Annotated in this window: 36 protein-coding genes; 4 read left to right on the forward strand and 32 right to left on the reverse strand. The window is 44.1% G+C overall.

What is annotated here, in order from left to right; translation table 11 throughout:
* Window positions 1-31: 31 nt before the first annotated feature.
* The 29 genes from DWW81_RS05435 to DWW81_RS05565 form a co-directional block, all read right to left on the reverse strand.
* Window positions 32-397 carry a hypothetical protein gene (locus tag DWW81_RS05435; RefSeq protein WP_117896968.1) on the reverse strand — a complete coding sequence of 122 codons (366 nt, stop codon included), beginning with the start codon at window positions 395-397 and terminating at the stop codon, window positions 32-34.
* Between the two features lie 17 nt (window positions 398-414).
* Window positions 415-996 (reverse strand): hypothetical protein, encoded by a 582-nt coding sequence (locus DWW81_RS05440; RefSeq protein ID WP_051706650.1) that lies wholly within the window; start codon window positions 994-996, stop codon window positions 415-417.
* Entirely contained in the window at window positions 997-1,395 is a 399-nt protein-coding gene (locus DWW81_RS05445) for a hypothetical protein (protein WP_117896969.1), read from the reverse strand. It lies immediately after the preceding gene.
* Window positions 1,396-1,923 (reverse strand): hypothetical protein, encoded by a 528-nt coding sequence (locus tag DWW81_RS05450; protein WP_147338965.1) that lies wholly within the window; start codon window positions 1,921-1,923, stop codon window positions 1,396-1,398.
* Entirely contained in the window at window positions 1,916-2,227 is a 312-nt protein-coding gene (locus DWW81_RS05455) for a phage head closure protein (protein ID WP_117896971.1), read from the reverse strand. Before DWW81_RS05455 ends, DWW81_RS05450 begins: the two co-directional genes overlap by 8 nt.
* A 2-nt stretch (window positions 2,228-2,229) precedes the next feature.
* Complete coding sequence (locus DWW81_RS05460; RefSeq protein WP_117896972.1) at window positions 2,230-2,538, reverse strand: DNA-packaging protein; 309 nt, start codon at window positions 2,536-2,538, stop codon at window positions 2,230-2,232.
* 20 nt (window positions 2,539-2,558) lie between these two features.
* Window positions 2,559-3,770: a phage major capsid protein gene (locus DWW81_RS05465; RefSeq protein ID WP_117896973.1), complete on the reverse strand. Its 1,212-nt coding sequence runs from the start codon at window positions 3,768-3,770 to the stop codon at window positions 2,559-2,561.
* Between the two features lie 15 nt (window positions 3,771-3,785).
* A complete protein-coding gene (locus tag DWW81_RS05470) occupies window positions 3,786-4,388 on the reverse strand; it encodes an HK97 family phage prohead protease (protein ID WP_117896974.1) in 603 nt (200 codons plus the stop codon).
* A gap of 2 nt (window positions 4,389-4,390) precedes the next feature.
* Window positions 4,391-5,560, reverse strand: coding sequence for a phage portal protein (locus tag DWW81_RS05475; RefSeq protein WP_181982672.1), 1,170 nt, complete (start codon window positions 5,558-5,560; stop codon window positions 4,391-4,393).
* A gap of 82 nt (window positions 5,561-5,642) precedes the next feature.
* Window positions 5,643-7,316: a terminase large subunit gene (locus DWW81_RS05480; protein WP_117896976.1), complete on the reverse strand. Its 1,674-nt coding sequence runs from the start codon at window positions 7,314-7,316 to the stop codon at window positions 5,643-5,645.
* Window positions 7,313-7,681, reverse strand: a complete 369-nt coding sequence (locus DWW81_RS05485; RefSeq protein WP_051706657.1) for a hypothetical protein — start codon at window positions 7,679-7,681, stop codon at window positions 7,313-7,315. The genes DWW81_RS05480 and DWW81_RS05485 overlap by 4 nt, the downstream gene beginning before the upstream one ends.
* Window positions 7,682-7,818: 137 nt before the next feature.
* Window positions 7,819-8,028 (reverse strand): hypothetical protein, encoded by a 210-nt coding sequence (locus tag DWW81_RS05490; RefSeq protein WP_117896977.1) that lies wholly within the window; start codon window positions 8,026-8,028, stop codon window positions 7,819-7,821.
* Window positions 7,979-8,320 (reverse strand): HNH endonuclease, encoded by a 342-nt coding sequence (locus DWW81_RS05495; RefSeq protein WP_117896978.1) that lies wholly within the window; start codon window positions 8,318-8,320, stop codon window positions 7,979-7,981. Before DWW81_RS05495 ends, DWW81_RS05490 begins: the two co-directional genes overlap by 50 nt.
* Before the next feature lie 119 nt (window positions 8,321-8,439).
* The gene (locus DWW81_RS05500; protein ID WP_117896979.1) at window positions 8,440-8,853 is read right to left on the reverse strand and encodes a DUF1492 domain-containing protein; all 414 of its coding nucleotides are present in this window, start codon (window positions 8,851-8,853) and stop codon (window positions 8,440-8,442) included.
* 1 nt (window position 8,854) lies between these two features.
* Entirely contained in the window at window positions 8,855-9,670 is an 816-nt protein-coding gene (locus DWW81_RS05505; protein WP_117896980.1) for a hypothetical protein, read from the reverse strand.
* 283 nt (window positions 9,671-9,953) lie between these two features.
* On the reverse strand, window positions 9,954-10,496 hold the full coding sequence (locus tag DWW81_RS05510; protein ID WP_117896981.1) for a hypothetical protein: 543 nt from the start codon (window positions 10,494-10,496) through the stop codon (window positions 9,954-9,956).
* Between the two features lie 11 nt (window positions 10,497-10,507).
* Window positions 10,508-10,906 (reverse strand): hypothetical protein, encoded by a 399-nt coding sequence (locus DWW81_RS05515; RefSeq protein ID WP_117896982.1) that lies wholly within the window; start codon window positions 10,904-10,906, stop codon window positions 10,508-10,510.
* Window positions 10,903-11,118: a hypothetical protein gene (locus tag DWW81_RS05520; RefSeq protein WP_038672226.1), complete on the reverse strand. Its 216-nt coding sequence runs from the start codon at window positions 11,116-11,118 to the stop codon at window positions 10,903-10,905. The genes DWW81_RS05515 and DWW81_RS05520 overlap by 4 nt, the downstream gene beginning before the upstream one ends.
* A gap of 123 nt (window positions 11,119-11,241) precedes the next feature.
* A complete protein-coding gene (locus tag DWW81_RS05525; RefSeq protein ID WP_038672228.1) occupies window positions 11,242-11,643 on the reverse strand; it encodes an SANT/Myb-like DNA-binding domain-containing protein in 402 nt (133 codons plus the stop codon).
* A gap of 2 nt (window positions 11,644-11,645) precedes the next feature.
* Complete coding sequence (locus DWW81_RS05530; RefSeq protein WP_038672230.1) at window positions 11,646-11,984, reverse strand: hypothetical protein; 339 nt, start codon at window positions 11,982-11,984, stop codon at window positions 11,646-11,648.
* A gap of 138 nt (window positions 11,985-12,122) precedes the next feature.
* Window positions 12,123-12,296, reverse strand: a complete 174-nt coding sequence (locus DWW81_RS13215) for a hypothetical protein (RefSeq protein WP_181982673.1) — start codon at window positions 12,294-12,296, stop codon at window positions 12,123-12,125.
* Window positions 12,289-13,647 (reverse strand): ParB/RepB/Spo0J family partition protein, encoded by a 1,359-nt coding sequence (locus DWW81_RS05535; protein WP_117896983.1) that lies wholly within the window; start codon window positions 13,645-13,647, stop codon window positions 12,289-12,291. Before DWW81_RS05535 ends, DWW81_RS13215 begins: the two co-directional genes overlap by 8 nt.
* Window positions 13,648-13,653: 6 nt before the next feature.
* Window positions 13,654-14,070, reverse strand: a complete 417-nt coding sequence (locus DWW81_RS05540; RefSeq protein ID WP_117896984.1) for a hypothetical protein — start codon at window positions 14,068-14,070, stop codon at window positions 13,654-13,656.
* A complete protein-coding gene (locus DWW81_RS05545) occupies window positions 14,054-14,275 on the reverse strand; it encodes a hypothetical protein (RefSeq protein WP_038672233.1) in 222 nt (73 codons plus the stop codon). The genes DWW81_RS05540 and DWW81_RS05545 overlap by 17 nt, the downstream gene beginning before the upstream one ends.
* A gap of 19 nt (window positions 14,276-14,294) precedes the next feature.
* Entirely contained in the window at window positions 14,295-14,489 is a 195-nt protein-coding gene (locus DWW81_RS13105) for a hypothetical protein (RefSeq protein ID WP_117896985.1), read from the reverse strand.
* 10 nt (window positions 14,490-14,499) lie between these two features.
* On the reverse strand, window positions 14,500-14,835 hold the full coding sequence (locus DWW81_RS05550) for a sporulation initiation factor Spo0A C-terminal domain-containing protein (protein WP_117896986.1): 336 nt from the start codon (window positions 14,833-14,835) through the stop codon (window positions 14,500-14,502).
* A 6-nt stretch (window positions 14,836-14,841) separates the two neighbouring features.
* Entirely contained in the window at window positions 14,842-15,465 is a 624-nt protein-coding gene (locus DWW81_RS05555) for a hypothetical protein (protein WP_117896987.1), read from the reverse strand.
* A complete protein-coding gene (locus DWW81_RS05560; protein ID WP_038672241.1) occupies window positions 15,455-15,691 on the reverse strand; it encodes a hypothetical protein in 237 nt (78 codons plus the stop codon). Before DWW81_RS05560 ends, DWW81_RS05555 begins: the two co-directional genes overlap by 11 nt.
* 32 nt (window positions 15,692-15,723) lie before the next feature.
* A complete protein-coding gene (locus DWW81_RS05565; RefSeq protein WP_117896988.1) occupies window positions 15,724-15,951 on the reverse strand; it encodes an XRE family transcriptional regulator in 228 nt (75 codons plus the stop codon).
* A 168-nt stretch (window positions 15,952-16,119) separates the two neighbouring features.
* On the opposite strand from DWW81_RS05565, the gene DWW81_RS05570 reads away from it, so the two are divergent.
* The 4 genes from DWW81_RS05570 to DWW81_RS05585 are packed head-to-tail and all read left to right on the forward strand — an operon-like array spanning window position 16,120 to window position 19,325.
* Complete coding sequence (locus DWW81_RS05570) at window positions 16,120-16,581, forward strand: hypothetical protein (RefSeq protein ID WP_117896989.1); 462 nt, start codon at window positions 16,120-16,122, stop codon at window positions 16,579-16,581.
* Between the two features lie 51 nt (window positions 16,582-16,632).
* Window positions 16,633-17,202 carry an ImmA/IrrE family metallo-endopeptidase gene (locus DWW81_RS05575; protein WP_181982674.1) on the forward strand — a complete coding sequence of 190 codons (570 nt, stop codon included), beginning with the start codon at window positions 16,633-16,635 and terminating at the stop codon, window positions 17,200-17,202.
* Window positions 17,203-17,228: 26 nt separating this feature from the next.
* Complete coding sequence (locus tag DWW81_RS05580; RefSeq protein WP_117896991.1) at window positions 17,229-17,759, forward strand: NINE protein; 531 nt, start codon at window positions 17,229-17,231, stop codon at window positions 17,757-17,759.
* Window positions 17,760-17,774: 15 nt separating this feature from the next.
* Window positions 17,775-19,325, forward strand: a complete 1,551-nt coding sequence (locus tag DWW81_RS05585) for a recombinase family protein (protein ID WP_117896992.1) — start codon at window positions 17,775-17,777, stop codon at window positions 19,323-19,325.
* A gap of 160 nt (window positions 19,326-19,485) precedes the next feature.
* Here DWW81_RS05585 and DWW81_RS05590 read toward each other — a convergent pair whose 3' ends face one another.
* From DWW81_RS05590 to DWW81_RS05600, 3 genes are all read right to left on the reverse strand, one after another.
* On the reverse strand, window positions 19,486-21,030 hold the full coding sequence (locus DWW81_RS05590; RefSeq protein WP_242989568.1) for a HAMP domain-containing sensor histidine kinase: 1,545 nt from the start codon (window positions 21,028-21,030) through the stop codon (window positions 19,486-19,488).
* The gene (locus DWW81_RS05595; RefSeq protein WP_117896993.1) at window positions 21,014-21,688 is read right to left on the reverse strand and encodes a response regulator transcription factor; all 675 of its coding nucleotides are present in this window, start codon (window positions 21,686-21,688) and stop codon (window positions 21,014-21,016) included. Before DWW81_RS05595 ends, DWW81_RS05590 begins: the two co-directional genes overlap by 17 nt.
* A 401-nt stretch (window positions 21,689-22,089) precedes the next feature.
* A complete protein-coding gene (locus tag DWW81_RS05600) occupies window positions 22,090-25,017 on the reverse strand; it encodes an ABC transporter ATP-binding protein/permease (protein ID WP_117896994.1) in 2,928 nt (975 codons plus the stop codon).
* Window positions 25,018-25,431 lie beyond the last annotated feature (414 nt).

The following is a 25,431-nucleotide window of genomic DNA, read 5'->3' on the forward strand; positions in this document are numbered from 1 at the left end:
AGGTCAAAGCAATAATACTTATTGAGCAGTATTAGTGTGTCCGCTCTACTTTCTTTCGTAGAGCAGAGCTGAAAAAATTCAGAACGCCGCAATCACCTATAAGCTCTTTGATTACCTCGATAGCGTCAAGCTTTTCAGCTTCTTCGACGCTTACGCCCTTATAAGCCGCTACGAACTCAGCGAGAAAATCTGATACACTGTCGAGCTGAGGCAGTATTGCGGCGAACATTTCTGCACCTACTATAGCTGCCTTTTCTTTTGTGAGCTGTTTCATAGCCTCGTCCGGGGACTTAGCCTCTGCGAATATATCAAGGTTCTTAAGCTTGTCGATAACAGGCTTAATGTCGAGTTTGGCTGTGATTTTGAGCAAAATTGCCATTGACTTTATATTGAGCATTGTTTATTCCTCCGTTCTTATGCGTGCGAGGCTTCAGCTGCTTTGCGCATTGTGAACTCGCTTACGTCTGTTATCTGCCAGAGATCGCCGTCAAGATCGTCAACGGTGTAGTGCGCCGCAAATTCGAGCGCAAGCTCACCCTCGGCTTTCTGAACTGCCTTTGCCGATATGCCACCCTCGTGCATAGCGTTATACACCACAATTTTCTTATACTCGCCGTCAAGAGTGCGACAGAACATCGTTACATTTTTGAGATAGTCGCTGCTTTCGGGTACGCCCATTTTCGGATTTTTTATTGTTTTGCCGTCACCCTCAATTCGTGCGAATGGCATAGCTAGCTTTAAGTTCTCCTGTGACATACAGATAGTAGTCACTTTAAGGCTAGCTGCCTGTTCTTCGATAGGCTGTAAGCCTGCTGTCTTGCCGTTTCTGCCGTCAAACTCAATATCTCTGAGTGTTGCCGTCGCCGTGAACTCACCGCCGCCACGACACGGCGCAAGCGGTCTTTCGGTGGTTTCGCCGTAGTCAAGGACTATAACGCCCTCGTCAATCTGAATTTTTTCGATTTCTTTTTTTGTGAGGTTTTTCACTATTGACATTTAGTCACCCTCCTTATTGTAATAAAATACTCTTGCCGTCCATTCTTGGCGGCGATGATTAATGTCGAACTCCGCCTCTTGCAGCGGCGTTTCTTTTTCAAAGTTTAAATGCCCGCTTAGTTGCAGCGCTTTGATAATTGACTTATTAAGCCTATTTCGCAAGTTATCACACACGTCGATTATATCTTCTCCATTGTCAAAGAGCTTATCGTTTCCGTACACATCAACATAAAAGGCTATGAGTTCTGCGTCCTCGTCTGTGATACCTGTTCGTATAGGCGAATTGATTACGCAGTATATGGGCTCGTTGTCTTGTGCGGCGTCCTCAAAGTATGCGGGTATGATCTCATTGAACATACCGACTATGCTCGTAAATAAGTTTTTTGACAACACCGACATTTAGTCGTCCTCCTCATAGTCTTTATCGTCGATTTTTGATTTTGCTTTTTCGATTTCTTCCGAAAGCAGTTTCAAATACTCCTCTTGCGCCGCTCGTATCTCGGAAATATTGTTGTATACAGAATTTCTAAGAACGTGCGTTGCTGCTTGTCCAGGGTGATTTACGTTGTGTCCGTACTTCGTAGCTGTACTTTTATCGTACATTGTCTTGCTCGAATGTATAAGGTGCGGTTTTGTGCCCTCTTCAATCCACCACGGCGACGAATGTGAGGGCTGCTTGCCTCGTTTCTTGACTTTCTGCCAGCCGTAGAAACCTATCTGCATTTGCGGTTGTCCCGTCTTGCGGTCGATGAATGCCCACGACGCTATATGATTTTTAATTCGCTTAGTCCTAAGCGGTACATCATCACGAATATGCTTTCTTATGACTTTAACGCTAGCTCTTAGTGCAGATTTCGCAAGCCCTGCCATTACTTTCTTGACTTCGGGCGATGTATCAACGAATATAACTTCTGATTTCTTAGACATTTTCATTTACCAACGCTGTGCATATGATTTCAAGGTTTTCGGCTTTTGTAGGGTACGAACGCAATATGCGGTACATATCGCCGCCGTACTCGAAATATTCCTCTTTGTGATACTCAGAGGCTTTTATTTCTACGCAAAGCTCGGGCTTATATCCTGCCGTCTGAGCCTGGTAGAACTCATTGCGCTTTATGCCTTTCTCATTGCAGAAAATTTCACGCTTTTCATACTCGGTCTTGGTCGGTCGCCTCATAGCGTCGAGCTTTTTGACAGCTTTGCAAAGATAGCCTATATCACGCCATAGCATAGCTATTCCTCCCTAGTTTCAAGATACTCGTCGCTCAACGTAAGCTTGCGCTTAAGCATTTCATAGCTTTCACGATACTTAGGAGCGTCGGCATTATCAAGTCCGAACTCGGCTTTCATATATGCGGAGATAGCCCGCTTAATAAGCGGGTCATCTTCATCGCATACTTTATCTTGCCTTATGCCCTCAAGCTGCAAGTCAGCTCGAGCGGCTGATATAATGTCTTTGATCTCATCGTCAAGGCGAGTATGATTGATACGGAGCGCCGCTCTGAATGCAATCACATATTGTTCCGATATAGCGTCTTTCATTGTGCAGCACTCCTTTTAGGTTACTCTGCTTTCTTCACGCCGTATACAACGGTTTCGGGCTGTAATGCTCCGCTCCATATGCCGTAGGCGGTGTAATCGTTGCGGCGCTTAGCTCCGCTCACGTCACGGGTGATAGAAATGCGCTCGTGTTCGTTCATCTTGTAGTATCTGCTGAGATTTCCTATGATGAAGTCACCGTCATTCAGATATGGGTCAGCCTCAACAGGATATGTAGCAATGCTCTTAATGCCTGCTCCGTTGATAGGCGTGTAGATGTAGTTTCCGTTTGCGTCCTTAGTGAACGATATATCGTTGATGATAGAGTTTGAAACGTATATCTTAGCGCCTACGAGGTACTTTTTGCTCTTGAACTTGCCGAGAGCTACGCCGATAGCGTCGAGAGCCGTTCCCTCGTATTCGTACTTAACAGCGTCTTTTGATATACCGCTGAGCTGATCGTCTGTTGAGCCTGTTCCGTAGATAGTTTCGGTAACGCTCTTATCTTCCATTTGTTCCGTGAGTTCGCCCATAAGATATGAGATAAATTCCTTGACAGCCATTGCTTCAAGTCTCCACGAAACAGGGATAGTTGCCGCAATCTCGGAAATAGACAGCGTAAGGTCTTTCCATTCGATTGACGTTTCGGGTGTCTTAGCATTTTCCTTTACATTCTTAGGCTTTGTGATTGTTGAACGATACGGGAACTTTGTAAGTCCAGGAACAGCAGTCTTAGACACATCACGGAAAATAGGCGATACAAGCCCGATATGCTCGAGTAGCGAAAGGTTCATATCGGTTGGGATAAAAAGTCCGCCATTATTTACGCCGTCAGCCGAACCGCTCGGCGCAACGAATGTTGTTGCGGTAGTGGTGAGCGCCGTGTCAAGCGCTCTGCTTTCTTTTTCAGTCAGAGAGCGATTAAGCAACGTCTTAGCGAACGCTGATTTATATTCCGGCGTGGCTAATACAGCCCTAGGCTCAGAACTCTCTACCTCGTGTCCTTCGTTGCGCTGCTCTACGAACGGATTAGGGATTGAGCTTGGTGTTTCGCTTGCCTCGCCGAGTGCTGTCGCCCTGCGGTCAAGGTCTGAAAGCTCGGCGTTGAGCTGCCTCAGTTCCTCCGTGATATTGTCGATGTTGATTGCGTTTCCGTCTGCGTCAACGCCTTTTTCAAGCAGTTCCCTTATTTCTGCTTTGCGGCGGTTGATCTCACTCTTTCTTTTTTCAAACATTGTTTTTCCTCCTCGTTAAATATAAGTCATTGCTATTGCTACTTTTCTGCGGCGTTCCTGCTCCAGTTTTTCAAAATCTTTCTGCCGCTCCGTCTCGAAAGATTTCCTCGCAGAAATCGACGTCTGCTCATATGCCGGCATATCCACCGCTGAGACATCATATAGCTTTCTTATCTTAGTAACTCTCCTGGTATGAGTTTCGGCGTCGTACTCCTCGCCGTCGTCCGCTACCGTGAAAGCAAAAGACATCTTGTCAATATAGCCTCCTCTGATTTCTTCCCATAGCTTGCGCCCCTCGTCCGTTCCCGATAAATCGGCGGTCACGTCTACGCCCTCAGAGTTAAAGTCAAGCTTAAGTGTATGATTTCTAAGGCGAGCGACTACCTTTCCGCCGTGGTTATAATTCATAATCACGTCTGATGTATCGCACCCTATGAATGCGTTGCGGTCGATTATCTCGAAATACTTGACGCCCTCAAATTCTGCAAGACAAGTAGGGCTATCAAATACAACGGCACGTCCTTTGACCTGGTACGCAGGCGTATTCTCGTCGCTAGACGGAATGGCCGCGACGGACGAGAATACTCTATACTCTCGTTCTCCTGGTTTGAATGGCATTGTTATTCCTCCTCTTCTCCGCCCTCTTGCGGCGGTTGATTGTCTGAACTATCTCCGAGCTGATATTCGTCGGCTCTGTCTGCATTAACCATATTCAGCGTTTGCACACGACGAGCGCCCTCTTCTCCACCTAGCGGCGACATATTATAAGCTAAAAGTACGTTATCAACTGTGATAGCTCCTATGTCAGCGAGAAACTTCAAGGCGGTCGTTTTATCGGAGAGCTTTTCGTTTTGGAGGGAGTTTCCCTCGAAGATAATCTCGTTTCCGTAACCCATTTCACGGGCAGAAAACAGACCATTTGTGAAAGCCTGTGATAACTGTGCGTAGAATGGCGCTATCTCACCGTTGTAGAAAGACGACGCCTGCTCGGGTGTTTCCTTGTTTTGCACGATTTCTTCCGATACGCCGAAATAATCATATATTTCGGATTTGATGTATGCAAGCTGACCTGTCGGGATAGGTGTTTGCTTGTCCGTGATAGGCGTGTATTCGTATTTGTTGTCAGTAACGATAACGCCCGCTCCGTTATTGTCCATTTTAAGATTATCACGGATAAAATCATCACGGCGGCGGTTGAGATCATCTGTCTTTGTGGTTGACTGCACTTTCAGAATACCACGCACAACGCTGACTAGCTCGGCCATTTTCCCCATAGATTGATTAAACGTATTTGCTGTTGCAATTACGGCGGTAATAGGTTTATTACTATCGCCGAAAATATCGTTATCGTTGAAATTCCTGCCGATATGAATAAGATCGGTATACGGCAAAGTATATACATTGCCCGTTGCAAACGTCATTTTGCAGCAAAGTTCGCCGCTGACGTTTATAAGCTCAATAGAGCTTGCGTTTACGTTATACAGCGCCTCGAGGGCGCCTGTTGCTGCATTCCATACAGGATATACAAACGCATTATTGTATATCTTGTATTGTGTGGCGAGCCGGTAATAGAATTTATACGCCGTCGTATATGGGTTAGGTCGGAATTGTAGCAAGCTATTATATCGACTATTAGCAACATCTGCAAACTTGCCCTCGCCTCGGCGTATGTGCCGAGGCCTTACGTCCGCACATCTGCGTGCGAAAGCGTCAACGGCGGCACGAACTGTATTTATGTCATATGCGTTTCCCGAAAACGGCGCAAATAACGTCTGATAGGTATTCAGCAAGCGAAATTGTTCGGACGTATTAGCATTTTTGTTTTTGCCGAAAATTGTTTCAAAAAGCCCTCGTTTTCGCATTTCAAATCACCTACCCTACGTTGTACATATAATCTTCGTAATCTCTGACATATACCACCCAGGCATTAAGTAGAGATACCATACCGTCTATTCTTCGTTTTTCGGAAATCTTAACGGGCATTATGTTATTAAGCCCTTGCTCTTTCTTACCCGTGTTAGATAGACACCACTTAAGCACGGGATTGTTATTATAATTCACAAGCTTGTCTTGCAGCGCCGCTCCGAGTTCTCGCATAGGCTGAGAAAATGTATAAGTTCCTTGAATTACTTTATCCATTGTGAAACCGTTAGCGGTCATTTCGTCCACCCAGTAGCCGGCAAGCGCCCGGTCGTAGCCGCATTTCCAACAGTCAATCTTATATCGCTCACGCATTTGTACAAACCACGCTGTAACATCACTATAATTGACACGAGCACCTTGACAGGCGGTGAGCAATCCTCTTTCAGCCCATAGCTTATAAGGAGCTTCATCGTTACTATGACCGCCACTGCGTTGCTTTTTGTCGGCAAGCTCATCAATTCGGGCTTGTGGCAAAAAGTAATGTTGCAACACATATACTGTCTTATCGTTCGGTTTGCGGATAAGCAACGTAGCGCAAGTGAGGTCGGTCGTTGATGATAGGTCACAACCGCCGATAGCGTATGTGTCGTAAACGTCCGCAAGGTCAAATGTAGCCTCGTTGTTGATTACGTCGAAAGGCAGCCACGCCGTACTGTCGTTCTCCCGCACGTTAAAGTCCTTGCAGAGAACGCCTGCTCTGTCAGCAGGGTTTTTCTTGGCTCGCTCGACGAATGATCTCAGCGTTTCAACTTGCTTGATCTTGCCGAGCCCTGGATTAGCTTTAATCCACATTTTCGGGTCAAGCCATTCCGAGCGTTCGTCCAACTCGTAGAGAATGGGCAAAAATGCTTCGTCTACTTCTTCGCCGTCAGCTACTCGACAGGCGTACTCGTACATATCGTCGAAAATACATTCACGCACCGTTCCCGCTGTTGTAATCATCACAATGAGCGGTTGACGGCGTGAAGATGTTGATTGTTTCATAACTTCGTACAAGTTCCTATCTCTGATAGCGTGCAGCTCGTCGATGATTACCCCGTGCGAGTTAAGCCCGTCAAGGGTGTTACTGTCAGAGGCAAGCGCTTCAAATTTCGAGCTTGTCGCCGCAAAGTATACATCATTGCGACGCTTTTTCAACAACGCTCGCAATTCGGGACTTTGCTTAATCATATTGACCGCTTCTGTTAATGCCTTTCGAGCTTGGTCTTTCTTAGTCGCTACTGAGTATATCTCGGCTGCGCCCTCATAGTCAGCGGTGAGTAAGTATAATGCAATGCCCGCCATAAGCGTTGTTTTGCCGTTTTTTCTGCCGACAAGGAACATCGTTTCTCGAAAACGGCGATAGCCTGTTTCTTTGTCGAGAAAACCAAAAAGAGCTTGAATATAAGCCCGCTGAAAGAGTTCAAGCTCGAGCGGCGCTCCGAGGTCACCTTGCGATTGCTTGCAAAAAGTTTCTATAAAACTAATAGGACGTTCGCCTGTTTCTTCGTCAAAATAATACTTGAAGTTCTTTGGTGGACGATCTATTTCTTTGAGCAACCGTGTATAGACTTTCCGCACTCGTGCGGAGGTTTTTATTTTGCCTCGTTTAATCAGCTCGACATATTCACGGATATAGTTCAAGCCTGCTGCTTCCCTTTCGGCTTCTTAATGGCGAACTGCAACAGCGCCTCGCCTGCTTTGTCGGCGTCAGCAGCTGGCACTACCTCGTTGAGCTGCTTAATGATTGTCGTGTAGTTCTTAACCATAGCATTGTACTGAGAAATCAATGGGTGTGCACGATCTATGCTATAATTCCCCTGCGGCATAGATACAAGCAGCCCGTCGCTGTCTATGCGCTGCTCCATTTCTGCTAGTTTTTCTTGCATAAAAACAGCCCGTTTCATCAAGTCCTCGTTGATTTTAAGCTTATCTTTCGGCATATTTTTATACAAATTCTTAAGTTTGTTTAACTCTTTTCTTCTTATTTTAAATACGTCCTCATTCACCTTAAAATCAGCTCCTTTCTGTTTGAGTAGGGGGGTCTATATGCACCCGTGGAGGCTCAAAAAGGACTTATACGCGGTTCTCAAAAATAAACCTCACGATTTTGCACCCGGGGGTGTATTTTGAGAAAAAATTCCGTTTAGACCTCACGCACGGCGGCAATTTCTACCGCAACTGCCGTCAGCGGATTGATAATCACTTTGTTTCCGTCAACTGTGTCGAGTAGCACGCAGCCATCCTCGAGTGCAGCGCATAGCTCGTCCTCAAACTCTATGCCATTGTGAGCAATGACCGTATATTCAATCGCTGCTCCTGTTGTTGCATATATCGTTATGTCCTGCACTTTCATCGCTGCACCTCTTGACTAAATTTCCGTTTACGTCAAACATAAGCTCTCGATCTACTGCTAGAGTGCCCTCGTGTTCTATTGCGTGACAATTTCTGCATAGCAGTTCGAGGTTATCTTCGTTTAGTGCAATAGAGGGATTGTTGATATTCTTAGGCGTTAAATGTATCTTGTGGTGTACGATCTCGCCAGGAGCCCCACACCTTACGCATAAGCCGCAATCACGCTTATACACATAAGCTCGCAGTTCACGCCACGGCTTTGAGTTATAAAAATCTTTTGCAAATTCTCGCATATTGTGCGTCCCGCCCCTCGCTTATCTTAATATGCTCTATACCCTTGTGCATTGCTGCACGTTTCCATACTACGATTATACGGCGATTATTTAATTATTTCCATACGGAATATTTTCGGCTATATAGACATCAACGTAGGTGCGCCGTAGTATCTGAGTGCAAAGTCAGCAACTGCTTTGTTGCGCAGGCTGTAAAGGGTCGATAAAGACTCTATGTGCATTGCTGCGAGTATCTGTTCTTTCGGCTTTTTGTCAACGTACCAAAGACGGAGTATCTCTTGTTCTTCGTCGTCGAGCTGCGACAATACACGCTCTATGTCAGATATGAGGTTCTTCGTCCTCTGTAAGCAACGCTTAAGCTCTATTTCCTCGAGCCCACATTCGAGATACTGTTCGATAGATTTAACGTTGCTATACTTAGGCTTACTGCTTGCCTGTGCGATATGGCTTGCTCGGCCATTGATATTTTCTATCGCTGCGTTAAGCGCAGGAATAGACCCGAGCAACTGTTCGGCTGACTTAAAATAATTCATATCATTCACCCCTTATTTTCTTTGTTAGCTTTCTGTTTGTGATTTCGCGCATTCGCAATGATATGTAAAATCCGCCGTTAATGTCATTGTAAAACGGCTTCGCTTGCGAAAATTCATATCCTGGATAGAGCTTTTCGTATTCTAAATTTCCGTCGTATTCTCCGAACGAACTAAGCTCTTTCACTTTTCGAGCGGACAAGCGCCCGTCCCTTTTGCTCTCTATCGGTTTGTCGAGATTTCGGGAACACGTCCAGGAGTAACCGATAGTTTCTCCTATATCCTCGTCCGTAGCGGCTTTTTTCTTTCTGCCTTTGCAAAAATAACGAGATAGCCCCTCAACGCCGCATTGATCGAATTGCAAAACCTTAATGTCAACATAGCCTTGCCCCCATAACTCTACAAGCACCGGAGCAGGCATATCACCACAATTAACGATCGTATGATGATGATAGCGGCCGTTTCTGCTTCCCCTTTCTGTTACCGACATATATTTCAGCGACGGCAAGCCGTGCTTTTTTCGATAGCGCTTAAGACGGGCGATGAAATTACGAAATTGTTTCTTGACCGCTTCATCATTCCCAGGCAAATGATCTCCGTTGTAGGTCAAGTGTATGCAGAGATCGGAGCTAGTGAAGTTCGTCATAACGAGCCGTGAGAATTTCTTTTCACGGTTATGCTGATTAAGCCTCTCTTGCGCCGCTGATGAACATTTTGCTTTCTTTCCTCGGCCTCCTCGAGAAGTCGAGAACACGGGGTATATATCTACGTCAATATATTCTCCGCATATATATTTTTTCTCTCTGTACAGACATCGCATATATATTCCTCCTATCGCTTAGTGTAGGTAAGGGGGAGAGGGGATAAAGAGCGGCGGCTTGTTAGCCGCCTTAAAGAGAAAGCTCCTCCCTCTCCCCCTTACAATCCCCCTCGCCCTCCGCTTTCTCCATAGACACAACAGATTTATTTTTTTGTGCATAAAGATAATATCCATTACAAGCCCTGCAACGCTCAGACCGAGCGATTTGTTTTTTGTACTATATATAAAGGGCACAAAAGCGACTGCCTTTGATTTTGACAGACAGTCGCTCTATTATGGAAAATTATTCAGCGGATATAAGCTGCGCCTGTCGGCGCAATGTAAGATTATCAGAATTAAATAAGCAAACCGGAGCGAGCCCGAAACTGCTGATCGCATTGGTGCTGTAGATAGCTCCTGCCGGGTAGACGTAACGCACGTAGTAAGCGTTGCCGGTGTCGCACCTCCAAGGAGTGAGCGTCCACATACATTCTTCAAACAGCGGTACATAGTCTCTATACTTGCGGTACTGCTCGCAGGAAAGGAGCGTTATATAGTCCTCGCACGTTCCGTAAGCTTTATCGCCGTTATCGGCGACAAGGTCAGATGTTTGCTTTATAAGATGCTCCGTGTTAAAATGATCCTCGAGTACATTTTCGTTAAGAACGCGGCGGAGAGTGGATTTCTCCCAGTTGTTGCAGCCGTCCTTGTACTCCTCGTTAAAACGCTTTTCACACCAACACTCAGCCGTTATCGCTAAGTAGTTGCCGTTGATAACATCGAGGCATATAAAACGTATACCATTATATACGAACTCCTCACCGGGTCTTAGTTTGATCTCATTCATTGTAATTCCTCCTATGCAAATATTATTTTACGCAGTTCTATGCCCTTTATATTTTTCAGAGAGAAGTAAACCTCCTTAGCTGTTACGTAGAAAATGTCCATTCTGCACTTATTCGCTACATCTTCATCGGCGAAATAAGACAACACCCTGTACGTTTCCGTGCCTTCTAGAGCAATATCTCGCCGCCTTAAGTAAATCGGTTCTGCCTTACTAACGCACATTCTTAGAGCGGCTGCAAGTGTTTTCCCTGCACGCCTAGCAAAAGATATTTCCTTTGGCAATGGCTTATTGTAAAAAATGTAGCCTATCTGCCAATCGAAAAGAGATATATTAAGGCATTTGTTGATTTTCTGAACTGTTTCTTCAATCTCTTGTGGATATTCCCTCATTGGAACAACTTTCGTTTTCATAAAATCTCCTCTCTTACGGTATCGGGTTTTGTTATCGTTACGCTGCTTGTATTCTTGTCGGCAAGCTCAACGTAAAGAGCGGGCTTGCCGTTGATTATTCTATAAATCAATGCCGATATACATTTATAATGAACATCTGATCTTGCCGAATAGCTACGATCAATTACAGGGCATTGCTTTATAAACGCTTGTTTTGCTTCTTCGCTAGTCATAGTGCTGCTCCTCCCATTCTTTCTTGTGCCGCTCTAATCGGCGTTCAAACTTACTCGAACATATGCAGAGCGCAAAGCAGATAAGAGCAAGCACGATTGCAACAATGACTAGCAGTATAGTAATCAGAACGGGCACGGCATTCTCAGCTCCATTTCTCTTTCAAGTTCTTCAAAGCCTGCTTTTGTGTTTCTGTGATTTTTGTACTGTTTCAAAAGCTTTTGACATACGGCGTAAAGGCTGCAATAGTCCTCATAGGTTAATCTTTGACGCTCGACGAGGCGCTCGTTCTCTTTTGCGGTTTCTGCACCGTGGAGCAATTCGCTGTACTGCTCGGCAGTAAGCTTAATAACAACGTGGAACGGGCGGCTCTCAGAGCCTCTCTTGCCTTTTCTGAGTTCGTAAAGTCTATTTCTAATAGAGTTTTCCGTTCTTCCAAGAGCCGAGGCGATGTCAGCTAGGCTCTTTCCGCTGTCTGCGAGTTTTAATGCCTGCTTGTCCTCGGCGGCAGTCCACTTTTTAATCATAATCAATTAGCCTCCTGTTCGTTGTCGCAGGATAGCGCCGCTACAATTCGCTTGATAGGTGAGGCAGCGTCCCGCACTATTATCTCGGCTTCTCCGTCAATATGATTTTCGAGAAGGTTAATTTTCTTCGAGAGTGTAGATGATATGTTTTCTATGTAATTTGATACATATTCAACAGCTCCGAACTCTGCCGCCTCCTTGACGATGTTCGCCGCTTTGTATTTCGGGCACTCAACGCCCGCTAAGCGGCACATCTTTGATTTTACGGCTATAAGCTTTTCTGCGTCCGCCGTAAGTTTTGCGTATTTACTGTCGGGAATTTCGATTGTTATTCTTTTCATTGTGAAATCTCTCCGTTTCTCTGTTACCAGGCTTATATAATGCAAACTCCCTGCACGGGTAAAGCCTGCTCCATTCAATGCACTTAAAGCAATGCTTACAATCCTTGCAAGTCAGCTCCTTGCGCTTACCGTTGCTACTCAAAGCTCACTCCTTAAACAGCTTACAGCGTCTATTGCCTGTTGAATGCCGCTGAGTGCTTCGTCTATGTTGTCCTCGTTATCTTCGTCGATGTAACGCCCTTTGAATATTGTCAGTTCGTCGTATATCGTTTCGAGCTGTTCTTCGATTTCCTTAAGCTTTGTATCATTCATTGCGCTCGCCTCCGAAACATTCGTGAGTACCCGAAAGGAGTTTTCGCTCGTCGCTACTCATTTTGTAGCCTATTCTAGTAAGCAGAGCATACCAATTTTCAAGCCTCGTATTGCGGCAGTAACTTCCGTAATAATCGTGAAGCGTTGTCCTGTATGCGCCCTCATATATCGTGCAGAGCATTGTAAGCATAACGCTTTCCGGATGTTTCTTCACGCATTCTCGATATTCTTTGCAGTTCAAAAAGCTCTGTAAATCTTTAAACTTTTCATATTGTTCATTAAGATAAAGCATATCTGCAACATCACTATAACAAATGTCGTCAAGATTGGACTCTGTAAGAAATGCTCTAGTTATCACCTCTATGTGTTCGCGATTTGCGTATTTCTTTACAAAAGCTTTGCGGAGCTCCGCCGCCTGTTCTTCAAGCTTGCTTATCTTGTTTACGCATTCTACACGGCGATTTTCTTTTTCTTTGTGTGCTGCCTCAGCGGCTTTCTCTTCCTCGGTCAACATTTTAGCGTCAGCATAGATATACGCCCACGCAAATTCGTATACATCGCTGCTCAACGTGTAGTATTTTGCGTTTTTGTCTACCAGTTCCTCAACGGTTTTTCTATTTTCTTCAATGCTTTTAGAGGAAATTGACATACTGCTTATTTGCCTGTAACTAAAACGCTTGTCATATGCGATATGTTTAAACTTGCTATCTAACAATGCAATAGTAGCTTTCGCATTAGCTTCGGCATTCTCTGCTCTTACTAATCTGTCTACCGTCCACTTGAAATTAGACGTACCCACTTGTTTCAAAGCCTCGTTTCTGCTTTTCGGGTCTTTTATCCTTTCAAGCTCGATATAGTCCGAAAATGTGGCTTGCCGTTCCTGCGCCTTGCGGAGCTCATCTTGATCTAGTTCAAGCAGTTTAAGGCGGTGTCTGATCGTTGACTTACTGAAACCTGTCTTTTCTGCTATCCCGTCTTGCGTTTCACCGAGATCTAACATCATTTGAAATCCTTGTGCTTGCTCATATATGGTGAGATCGGAACGCTGCATATTTTCGAGCAGCATTGTTGCCGCCTGCTCTCGCTCGTCCATTTCTACCACCATACAAGGAACTTGCTTTAAGCCTGCTTGCTTAGCTGCTGAAAGCCTGCGGTGTCCTATAATTACGGTGTAATCGTCCGCCGTCGGCGCACCTTTGCCGCCTCCTACTACCGTGAGATTTTGAAAAATGCCGTTTGCTTTGATACTTTCGGCGAGCTCTGATACGTCCCCGACGTCCTTTCGTGGATTGTCGGGGTGTGGATAAATCTTGCTAATAGGCAAGTCTACATTTCTTGATACTACTTTCATTTGAAATCACTCCGTTTCTTGTTTCTTATATTGCTTTTCGCTGTCCATTCTCGCACCGCAGCAAGGGCAATACGGCGTTGCGTCGCCCTCGTTGTCGCCGTGTTCGCCGCACAACGAGCAAAAGGGTACTTTGACCGTTATGCGTTTTTTTAAAATTATAGTTGCTTTGTCTATGTTTTCTTCGGTAATAGTGCGATAGCCTTCCAGTATGCCGACATTGCCCGTGTTCACGACTTTCGTTCGTTCCTTGTAGACCCAACGCCCGTGTTTCACTTCTTGTACGTCTACGGCAGGTTGTTCATTGATTATGTCAGCAATACTGCTGTTGTCACCCAGAATACCCGTTATGCCCTTTTCGTATATTGGCATACACGCTGCTGACAATTCATCGATCAGAGACTTAGCGTCAATATATGTTTTCATGGTTTTCCTCCTCATTTACTTCGCATAAAATATCATTTCGCCGCTTTTCAAGCCACTTTTCATACTCTACCTTAACGGCGGGGTCTGAGAAATAACGCTCTACTGCCCGCAGCGTTGCCCGAGCGAAACCGTCGGCAACGTGAGAGGGAATGTCAGAGGGCTTAACGTTCAGCCTCTCGGTTTTAACTATCATCATATCGGGCATTGTTCCGCCCTCCTTTCGGTTATTTCTCAGCTCTGCACGAGCAGTAGCTACATATGCTGTTAAAGCTCACATGGTTGTAATCGCTATCGTGTGCGCAAAAATCGCACTTGCCGTCATAATAACAATCCTCACAACACATATGATTAAAATATACACATTCTTTGCAGCCCTCGAGGGCGCAATCAAAGTTATAATGCAATGGTTTGTCTGACATAGCACCGCTCCTATGCTTTGCCTACTTTGCCATAGCGGAAATAGTTGACTACGGCGTATATAAAAAGCTTGTTCGTGGGCTTGCTGTCAATGCTGAAAAGCTCCGAAAATATGCGGGGTCTATGCTCGTATGCTCGGTTGATAGCGGTGCGAATGTTTCTCTCAACAGCGCCGCTCTTTATGTTATCTTCTTTGGCGATAATATCGTAGACTTCGCCGAGATTATCAACCTTTCCTGCGTTTATAGCAAACACGGCTCTGATGATGTAATCAATTCCCGTATACCCTGCGGAAACGCCAATGCGCACGAGCAGCTTATAAACCTCTGCTTCTGTCACTTTCTTCATTTGAAATCACTCCGTTTCTATGTTTTGTGGGACGTTTTCCTGCGTCCACCGTCTGAACGCCTCTAAGCCTGCTCTTGCCTCTTTCTGTTCCTGCAAGGTAACTTTCATTTTCTCCTTGTACTGGAACTTACGATAATCAACTTGTCCGACGTTTGTTTCTTCTATGTAGTTCTTTATGCCGAGCTTGCTCACTTCCTCAGCAGGCTTTGCTATGCGTTCGGCAAGCAGCGCCTCTTGAAGTCGCTGCATACGCTTTGCACCTACGCCGAATTGCTCGGCAGTCTGAATAAGGGCAAGCTTGACATTGGCTGCTAGAACGGTTTTGTTATCCTTGCTGAAATCTGAGCAGCGACGCGCTACAAAAGCGTTGATCTTGTCAACGTCAATAGAACACCTTTTAACGCCCTGTTCTAACTTGAAATCAAGTACGCCGTCACGATCCTGCTCGTTTGCCGTCTTGCAGCTCTCGGCATATGTATCAATCCACTCAATGCAGCGCTTTGAATAGAACTGCTTTGGAAACTCTTTGTTAAGAGTAAGCAAGATTGTGCAGAGCAGCTCATAGTTTCTCGAAATAGCTATGAAAGCAAGGCGGTTTTTCTGATAGTCCTTAAACTTTCTATTCGTCAATCTTATCGCCTCCTGTCTGCTTGTAATACGCTTTCAAGCTACTTTCAAGGCGGTCGGCGTTGCGTATCATAAAACCGTGACACCCTAGCGTAAGCACCATTTCAAGATATTCCTCAAAGGTGTGCGGCTCTCTGCCTGCTGCTGTTTCGATAGCATTAAACCTATCATAATGCGGCTTCAACTCGTCTGTTGTGTGTTCGCTTATTTCGATTGTCAGCTTAATCATTTGAAATCACTCCGTTTCATTTTTTTGTCCGTTTAGGCTTCTCGCTGATACTTGCCGCTCAACTCGCCGTCGTCGAATAAGTATTCCATAGTGAGCTTAGGAAAAAATGTTCGGCGTATCGTCTGAGCTTCCTTAAGCTTTAACCTGTCGGGGTTAGACAGCTTTTCAGATACCGTATTGACGTTAAGCCCAAGTACGGCGGCTATGTCTTTTCTTGCTATGCCGTAGCGGCTCAGTTCCGCTTCAAGGTTTCTGTACATATAAATACCTCCTTTTTGTGCGTTCACCCACCGTGGTGAATTTTCTATATTATATACCATATTTGGTGAATTGTCAAGCCTTTTTATAAAAAATTTTTGTTTATGGGTGAATTGCTCTTGATTTTTCTATACAACTGTGATATAATTACAGCATTGGAGGTGCTTATATTGGAAAATTATACATTAGGTGACGTTGAGCAGAAACTAAAAGATTACATTTTGCAAAATTATAAGAGTTTGAGAGAGTTTTGTATGCAAATAGATCGTTCATATTCTACGATTGATAATATGCTTAAAAGAGGGCTTGTCAACAGCAGCGTTTCTCTTGTTCTTTACGTTTGCGATAGATTAAATCTTAGCATTGATGATTTATTAAGTGGGAATATCGTAGAAAGAGGCGCTGACATTTACCCCGAAATAACCGATAATGAACGCCTCATCATTATGGAATACAGAAAACACCCCGAAATGCACGCGGCGATTGACAAGCTCTTAGATATACAAGAGCTAAAAATAACAGTAAGTCAGAAAGCTGCTCGTAGTGGTGATGATCGTGCGGTTGACGCTTTGAAAATGACTTCTGACCGTGTGGCTAAGTTTGAAAACGCTGAAGCTGACGACGATATTTAATTACATAATAAAATACCTCGCAGGGTACACTACCTTGCGAGGTGATAAATATTGTTATATGGTTCGTACAAAAATGCTCGTAATGCGGCGTGGCAATGCCTGCTTGATTTTGATATAAGAGAGTTGCCAGTTAAGCCCTCAACGATCACTAAGCAATTAGGTATAAAGATAATAAAGAACAGTTCTATAAATGAGCTGTCAAAGGGTGAAAGCGGCGCAACATATCTTATAAATTCAAAATGGTATATCGTTTATAATGATACAGAGCCTAGGCAGCGCAGCAGATTTACGGTAGCTCACGAACTCGGGCATATTCTTTTAGGGCACATTATGTGTGACAAACACTATGCTCGTACATTTGACACGTCACGCCCGACTATTGAGCAAGAGGCGGACGTGTTCGCAGCTAGATTGCTTGCCCCTGCGTGTGTGCTATGGGCTTTAAATGTTCACACGCCGCAAGATATATCAGAAATATGCGACATTTCGCTTGCAGCGGCGCAAGTGAGATCGGAGCGAATGGAAATTCTATACTCTCGTAATAAGTTTCTTCAAAGCTCGCTTGAAAAGGCGGTTTATGATAACTTCAAAGAGTATATACAAAAACAAACAGCGAAATAATTCGCTGTACATAGGGAGTGTTTATTATGGTGAACTTCGTACTTACTATTTTCTTAGGCTGGACGGGTTATGCCCGCTTTCGCAAAGGACAAATCGGACTAGGTATCTTGTGGCTATTTACTTTCGGTTGTTTTTGTGTAGGGTGGATAGTTGATATTGTGGGCGCTTACAAGGAATATAAGAGCGGCTCTGTTTCTAGTGCGCCTGCAAGTGTTCGTATGGATATGCAATTTTACGATGTTGTTTCGGACTTTCACACAAAGGTTGTAGGAGTTACGTTTAAAAATGACGACGGAACAGACAGACAGAAAATTATAAGCGGGTGTGTTCCAGGGCAGGATATAATTTTTAGACCAACACCTACTAAAAAATATCCCGAGGCTATCGGCGTATTTACCACCAAAGGAAAGCAGCTCGGAAACGTAAATGCAGAGTTAGCAAGCGATTTGATACATAAATATCCTAACAACAAAATGAAAGTTACAATTTCAGATATAACAGGCGGCGGAGACAAGAATTACGGTTGTAATCTTCACGTCGTTATCTACAAGGCATAATTAAGGAGGCGGACAATGGCAAGAGCCGCAAAGCAAGACAATAATTCGGAAATAATTGACGGCGTGATATATGCCCGCTATTCGGAAGGTCCTAACCAAACGGAGGCGAGCATAGAGGGCCAAGTCCGAGAGTGCAAAGAGTATGCTAAGCGAAACGGCATACGCATTATAAACGTGTACTCGGACAGCAAGCACACGGGCACGAACGATAACCGAGCAGAGTTTCAAAAAATGCTCCGTGATAGCAGGCGTGGCGGTTTTTCCGTTGTTGTAGTATGGAAAATAGACCGTTTCGGACGTAATCGTGCAGAAATGGCACAAAATAAAGCCCTACTAAAGCTGCAAGGCGTTAAGGTCGTATCAGCGAAAGAGTACATACCCGACAGCCCCGAGGGAATAATACTTGAAAGCGTGCTCGAGGGTATGGCGGAATATTACTCCGCCAATTTGTCGCAGAACATAAAACGAGGTATGAAAGAAAATGCTCTGCATTGCAAGAGCAACGGCTCCGGAAAGAGCTTAGGTTACATTGTAGACAAAGACGGGTATTTTGAAATTGAGCCAAATGAGGCAACGATAGTCAAGACAATATTTCAGAAGTACGACGAGGGAATGAAGATTGCCGACATATGGCGTGAGATTGTGGCAAGCGGTGCAAAGACAAAGAGAGGTAAAGACTTCACGCAGTATGGCATATCTCGTGTGCTGAGCAACAGGGCATATATAGGCGAATACCGCTACGGCGATATTGTAACGCCCGGCGGAATGCCACGCATAATAGACGATGATCTATTTAATAGAGTGCAAGAAAGACGTGCGCTGAGCAAAAAAGCTCCCGCAAGCAGGCGGAGCAATAGTGATGTTGATTTTCTTCTGACCGGTAAAGTGTTCTGTGGGCATTGCAAAGGAACTATGCGAGGAATGAGTGGAACGAGTAAGACAGGGCGCAAATTCTATTATTATGCTTGCCACGATAAAATCTCCAAGCATAATAAGTGTACTAAAAAGAATGTAAAAAAAGAATGGCTTGAAACTGAGGTTACACGAATAACAAGAGATGATATACTCAACAAGGAAACAATAGAGTTTATTGCTGATCGAGTAGTTGAGATACAAAGGCTAGAGCAAGAGGACAAGTCAATGCTCCGCTACTATGAGCAACAGCTCCGTGATACTCAGAGCGCTATTAACAACATAATGAAAGCGATAGAGGCAGGAATTATAACAAGCTCAACGAAAAGCAGATTATTTGAACTCGAGGAGCAGAAATCTATAATTGAGGGCGAAATAGAAAGGGAAAAAATAACAACGCCCGTAATTGAGAAAGAACAGGTTATTTTCTCTCTCGAACGTTTTTTCGGTGGAGATATAAATAATAAAGAATATCAACGTAATATTATTGATATGTTCGTGAATAAGGTTATATTATATGACAACAAAATAATAATCACATATAATATTAGTTCACAAAATGAAATATCTGTTGATGTGGTGGAACAAGCGGCATTTGCGGCATTAGATGAGTGTTCGTCTAAGCTCTCGTTAGCTCCACCAGCAGGGGCTTGACCCTGCACCCGATCCGCTTTACTTTATGTAAGGCGGTTTTTTATTGTCGCTCATGGATCATTATTTATAAACCCAACTTTGTTATTTCACCATGGCAGACGCTGATATAATAAAAAAGAGTGCATTACCACCTCAGTGAAATGCACTCTCATATTTTACCCTATTTCTCCTCCAGCCCGCTGAGCGAAAGCCTGCTCTCCATTTTCTGAACAGTCTTGCTCTCCTGCTTTGCAATCTTCGCTTCAAACCAGAAGGTCGAGCCTTTGCCCTCCTCCGATTGAACGCCGTATGCAAAGCCGTGGGCTTTGAGTATCTCCTGACAAATGGAAAGTCCAAGTCCTGTGCCTACCACGTCACGCTTTACCTTTGCGTCACGGTAGTATCTGTCAAATATCTTCGGCAGAAGCTCCTTAGAAATGCCCTTGCCGTTGTCCGTTACCTCGATACGCACCACATCAGCCTTGTTTATCTGCTTGATACGAATGACCTTGTTGTCACCTGTGTAGTTTATAGCGTTGTTTATAAAGTTGTAAATGACCTGATCCAGCTTTGTAATATCCGCCGTTATCACTCTGTCCTCGTCTGGGATATACTTGATATCATAACCATTTTGCTCTATGAGTATCTGATATCGAGTCATGCAGTCATTGAGCTTGTCAACTATAGAGAAGTCCGTGAGTTTAAGCTCCGCATTGCCCGACTCCAGCTTTGAAAGCTCCAGCAGATTATTTACCAGACTTGAAAGCCTGTCAGCCTCGTCGATAATGACTTGGATATGCTCCTGCCTCTTCACAGGATTATCCCCCGACAAGTCCCTTATCATTTCCGCATAAGCCTTTACCATAGTGAGCGGTGTTCTCAGGTCGTGAGATATGTTCGCAATAAGGTCTTTCCTAAGCTCCGATACCTTTTGTATCTCGTCCTTGGCATTGTTAAGCACCGTGGAAAGCTCCTCTATCTCACAATAGCCATGGCCATTGAACTCCACCGCATAATCCCCTTCACCGAATTTCTTCGCCGTGTTAGTAATGTCAACGATAGGCTTTGAAAGTCGCTTTGAGATATACATAGTTACAATAAAAGCAAGCTCAAAAAGTATGATAGTGATATAAATGAGCTGTTCTCTTATAATGCTTACAGTGGAATCTATCGGCTCTATTGAGCTTTCAATAAAAAGATACGCCTGCTTATCCGAATCATCAGTGTAGATAGACGTGCAGTAAAATATCTCCTTGCTCTTGAAATTCTCATTCTGAGCAATTTTCGTGATGTAGTTATCGTCCGACTGTTTTAGCTTAGATATCATCTTGAAAAGTCCGATGCCATAGCCCTTGTTTATGATCTTGTTAAGATGCGAATATGCTCCCATGTTGTTTTCCATCACAAGAGGATTGCCCATTTCGTCCGTTATAACGATGCAAAGGCTGTTGTCAAAAGCCAGCGAGCGGTTCGTTACCTCCTGCTGGTCAGTGCCATATGCTTGGATTATCTGATTTGCAGCGTCTGTAATATCTCTTATCTTCGCCGACTGATAATATCTTTCCAAGAAAAAATACTGAAAAAGCCAAATAAGAATAAGAATAAAAGCCGTGAAGAAGATAAAATACATCCACACATATGACCGCAGACTTCTTTTCGCCTTTATCTCCGCTGTCTTATTGCTGACTTTTTCCTTGACTTCTGCAAGCTTACTGGATCTTTTCAAACTTATATCCCATTCCTCTCAGAGTAACAATAAGATTGCGGTATTTTCCAAGGCTGTTTCTCAGCATTTTTATGTGAGTATCCACAGTTCTGTCGTCACCGTAAAAATCAAAGCCCCATACCTCTTCAAGAAGCTTCTCTCTTGAAAGCGCAATGTTCATGTTCTTCACCAGATAGAAAAGCAGGTCATACTCTTTCGGAGTCATGGAAACCTTCTTCCCGTCTATCTTTACCTCACGGGCCGTAAAGTTTATCTCTAATCCCTCGTATCTTATAACGTCCTCAGTGCGCTGAGAAGCTGACGCACGGTTAAGCACCGCCCTTATCCTTGCCATAAGCTCCTTTGGCGAGAACGGTTTTACTACATAATCGTCAACGCCTATCTCAAAGCCGAAAAGCTTGTCATACTCCTCGCCCCTTGCCGAAAGCATTATAACAGGTATCTGCTTTATTTTTCTTATCTCCTTGCAAGCTGAATAGCCGTCAAGCTTCGGCATCATAACGTCCATTATGATGATATCGAAATCCTGATTTTTCACCATTTCCACAGCCTGCATACCATCCTCAGCCTGAGCCACCTCATAGCCCTCGAACTCGGCATACTCCTTTATTATCTCTCTTATCTTTATCTCATCATCAACAACAAGTATCTTTGCCATAAGTATTCCTCCATATTCAGGCAGCACCGTACAAGGAACGCCTGTCGGCTTTGCACGCAATCTGCTTGCATACAAATCTTGTGTGTTGCTACCTTAATTCATATTCTTTGCTTATATAATAACCTATTATTGTGTAAAATTTGTGACGGTTTATAGAATATTCTAAGCCATACCGCACCAATTCACAAGAAAACTACTGCCCGCCAACCAAAATGGTATGACGGGCAGCAGCTTATATAGGAATTTGTTATGGAAATGTCAGAAAATCAGCAATGTCCCATCATAATGAGCGCCATAAGACAAAAACCTGTTACGATACAACTCATTGCGCCCATGATGTTGTCAATTTTTTCTGCTGTAAGCTTTTTCATAGTGATTACCTCCTTGGGGTATAAAATAAACTATTCTGTTCTCAGTGCGATAACAGGGTCTTTCTTTGCCGCCACTCTTGACGGGAACAGACCTGCGATAAGCGTCAGGCAAACGCTTATTGCAATGAGTATAACTGCCGCACTGACAGGTATTGAAGCTCTTATCGGCACGTCTGTAAGATGTGAGATTATCATATTTATCGGTATTGTGAGCAGATAGGAGATAATTATTCCCAATGCACCTGCCACAAATCCCACGATAACTGTTTCGGCATTGAACACTCTTGATATATCCCTCTTTGATGCACCGATACTTCTCAGAATACCTATCTCCTTTGTTCTTTCCAAAACTGAGATGTAGGTTATAATGCCTATCATGATAGATGATACGACAAGTGAAATTGCAACAAATGCGATAAGAACATAGCTGATAGCGTTTATTATAGACGTGATAGAACTCATCATAAGACCAACATAATCTGTGTATTCTATCTTGTCCTCTTCGCCAACACTGTCGTTGTAATCGTCGATAATATCTATTATCTTTTCCTTTGAAGCAAAGTCCACAGGATAGATATTTATGCTGTCAGGGTCTTCAACAACTGAATAGCCAAGAGTTTTCATGTTGTTGTCATAGTTTGAAGTGGAATATTTTCCGCTATTTGCAAGCTGATCCGCATTTGTGTCGGACTGTTCTTTGAGCATTTGCTTCATAAGCTCCATTTGCTCGTCAGAAAGTGAAGCTATATACTTCTTCTGAGTTTCGGTAAGCGATGACATATCACCGCCCTGAATTGCTGACATATCCATTGAACCCATGGCATTCATGCCCATATCTGCAAGCTCGCCTGTATCGGAAGCACCGCTCTGCTCCATAAGAGCCTTATACTGCTCCTCGGTCATTCCCTCAGGAATTTCCATAGAGCTGTCGCCTGCAACCAAACCAGCCTTCTTATCTGCGTCGGAGCTGTCTGCTGTTTTGTCAGCCTTGCTTTCTGTATCTGCTGTGCTGTCGGAAACGGTTTCTGAACTGCTGTCTGTATCTGCCGCATTCTCGTCCGTTTTGAACTTAAGTCCTGTGAAAACATCTATGTCAGGATTTGCTATCTGCTCTTTTACTATCTCGCTTTTATCTACTTCGTCGATAAGATATGTCATAAGGTCATGACGATAGCCTATCGCACCGCTTATGGAAGCAGAGGAAGCGTCCTCGTCAGGTCGCAGGATACCGACTACACTTATTTCTGTGCCGTTTGCAACAGCCTTTTTCATGTAGTTCTCATCGCCTGTCATATTTTCCCACACACCGTCTTTTTTCTTATAGAGATCAGGTGTAGGAACGACCTTGAATTTCAGGTCAAGAAGCTCATCATAGGTGTAAACGTGCTGTTCGCTGTCAACGGATATATCCTCTCCTGCCATGGCACGTCTTACTATGCCGTTAAGCGAGCTTGGGTCGAGAAGCCCGAGAGAATAAAGCACATAGTCGTTTATCTCGTTGTTCTTATCAACTACAAGCACAACTTCGTTATACTTTTCAGGCAAACGTCCTGCGATAACGTCATACTGCTTGTCGATAAGCTCCTCGTTATCTATCATTTCGCTCCATACGTCAGTACCCATGCCCATCATGCCACCCATTGAGCCACTCATGGACATTGCTTCCATCTGAGTTGAGGACATATATCCCATATCTTCAAGAAGCGTTGACGGATTGACCTGCATTACACCGCTGTCGCTCTCCGTAAAAACGTTAAGTGTGGTGGCGTATGTGTACTGAACGTCGCTTGTAAGGTCTTTCAGGTCGCTGTTATCGTCAAGATATTTCTTGAACTTCTCCAGATTGTTGACCTTTGTTTCTTCCATGAGAGTGTTTATCATCTCGCCCATGGCATTCTGAGAATAGACCTTGTCTTTATCGTGGTTTGCTGAATCCTCATGGTTTTTCGCCATGGTGTTCATTATCTCGCCTATACTTGCAGTGGTCTTTGTTATCTGAAGCGGATAGCTTGAAAGGGTATCAGACTGCACCTGATCTATATAAAGCTGAACGCCGTTTGAGATAGAAAGAATAAGTGCGATACCGATTATACCAATAGAGCCTGCAAAAGAGGTAAGAAGCGTTCTTGCCTTTTTTGTCATAAGATTGTTTCGGCTCAAAGACAGTGCAGTAAGGAAGCTCATGGAAGTTTTAAGCTTTTTGCGCTCTTTCTTCGCCGCCTTTTTGTCAGCCTTTGTAGGCTCTTTTTCAGGCTTTTTGATAGGCTCAACAACATTCTTGTCAAGAGGGTCGGAATCGTCTATGACCTTTCCGTCAAGAAGTTTGATTATTCTTGAAGAATATTTCATTGCAAGCTCAGGATTGTGAGTTACCATTATAATAAGCTTGTCCTTGGAAATGCTCTTCAAAAGCTCCATTATCTGCACGCTTGTTTCAGTATCAAGCGCACCTGTAGGCTCGTCTGCAAGCAGAATGTCAGGCTCATTCACAAGCGCTCTTGCAATGGCAACTCTCTGCATCTGACCGCCTGACATCTGATTAGGCTTTTTGTGGAGCTGGTCGCCAAGACCCACCTGCTCGAGAGCCTTGACGGCTCTTTCACGTCTTTCTGACTTTGAAACACCTGAGAGGGTCAAAGCAAGCTCAACGTTTGAAAGCACTGTCTGGTGCGGTATAAGGTTATAGCTCTGGAACACGAAGCCTATGGAATGGTTTCTGTAGGAATCCCAGTCGCAATCCTTGAAATCCTTGGTAGATTTGTCGTTAATGTTAAGGTCACCGCAGGTATATCTGTCAAGACCGCCGATAATGTTCAAAAGAGTGGTTTTACCGCAGCCTGACGGGCCAAGGATAGAAACGAACTCATTCTCACGAAAATCAATGCTAACGCCTTTAAGGGCAGAAACGGTGGAATCACCAACGACATAATCTTTTTTTATGTCCTTTAAACTAAGCATATATTTTCTCCTATTTTTGTTATTGTAAAGATATTATAATAGGGTTTTATAAACTCAGTTTAAACATAACACAGTTTTGGGTGTAAAAATTGTCGGAGGGGGGATTTAAGTGAGGAATGAGAAATGAGGAATGAGCATAGCAGACCAAAGTAAATTACAAGCATAAAGTAAAATAAAGCACCGAGCGAAGCGAGAGATAAAGCGCACGCTCAAGCCCGGCGCTAGAGGGCTTGTGGGGTCTAGGGGCAAAGCCCCTAGCGGAGTATGAGGCAGAGCCTCATTCGGCGCAAGCCGACAAGGTGCAGATTTAATGAAAAATAGCATAAAGAAGTCAGATATCAGATAAAAGTGATATCGGAGAATTAAATCTGCACCGCCTTTCTAGCCCTAAGCGCAATGTAGATACGCAAAGAG

This window comes from Ruminococcus sp. AF17-1AC, assembly GCF_003461385.1.
Lineage (GTDB): Bacteria > Bacillota > Clostridia > Oscillospirales > Ruminococcaceae > Hominimerdicola > Hominimerdicola aceti.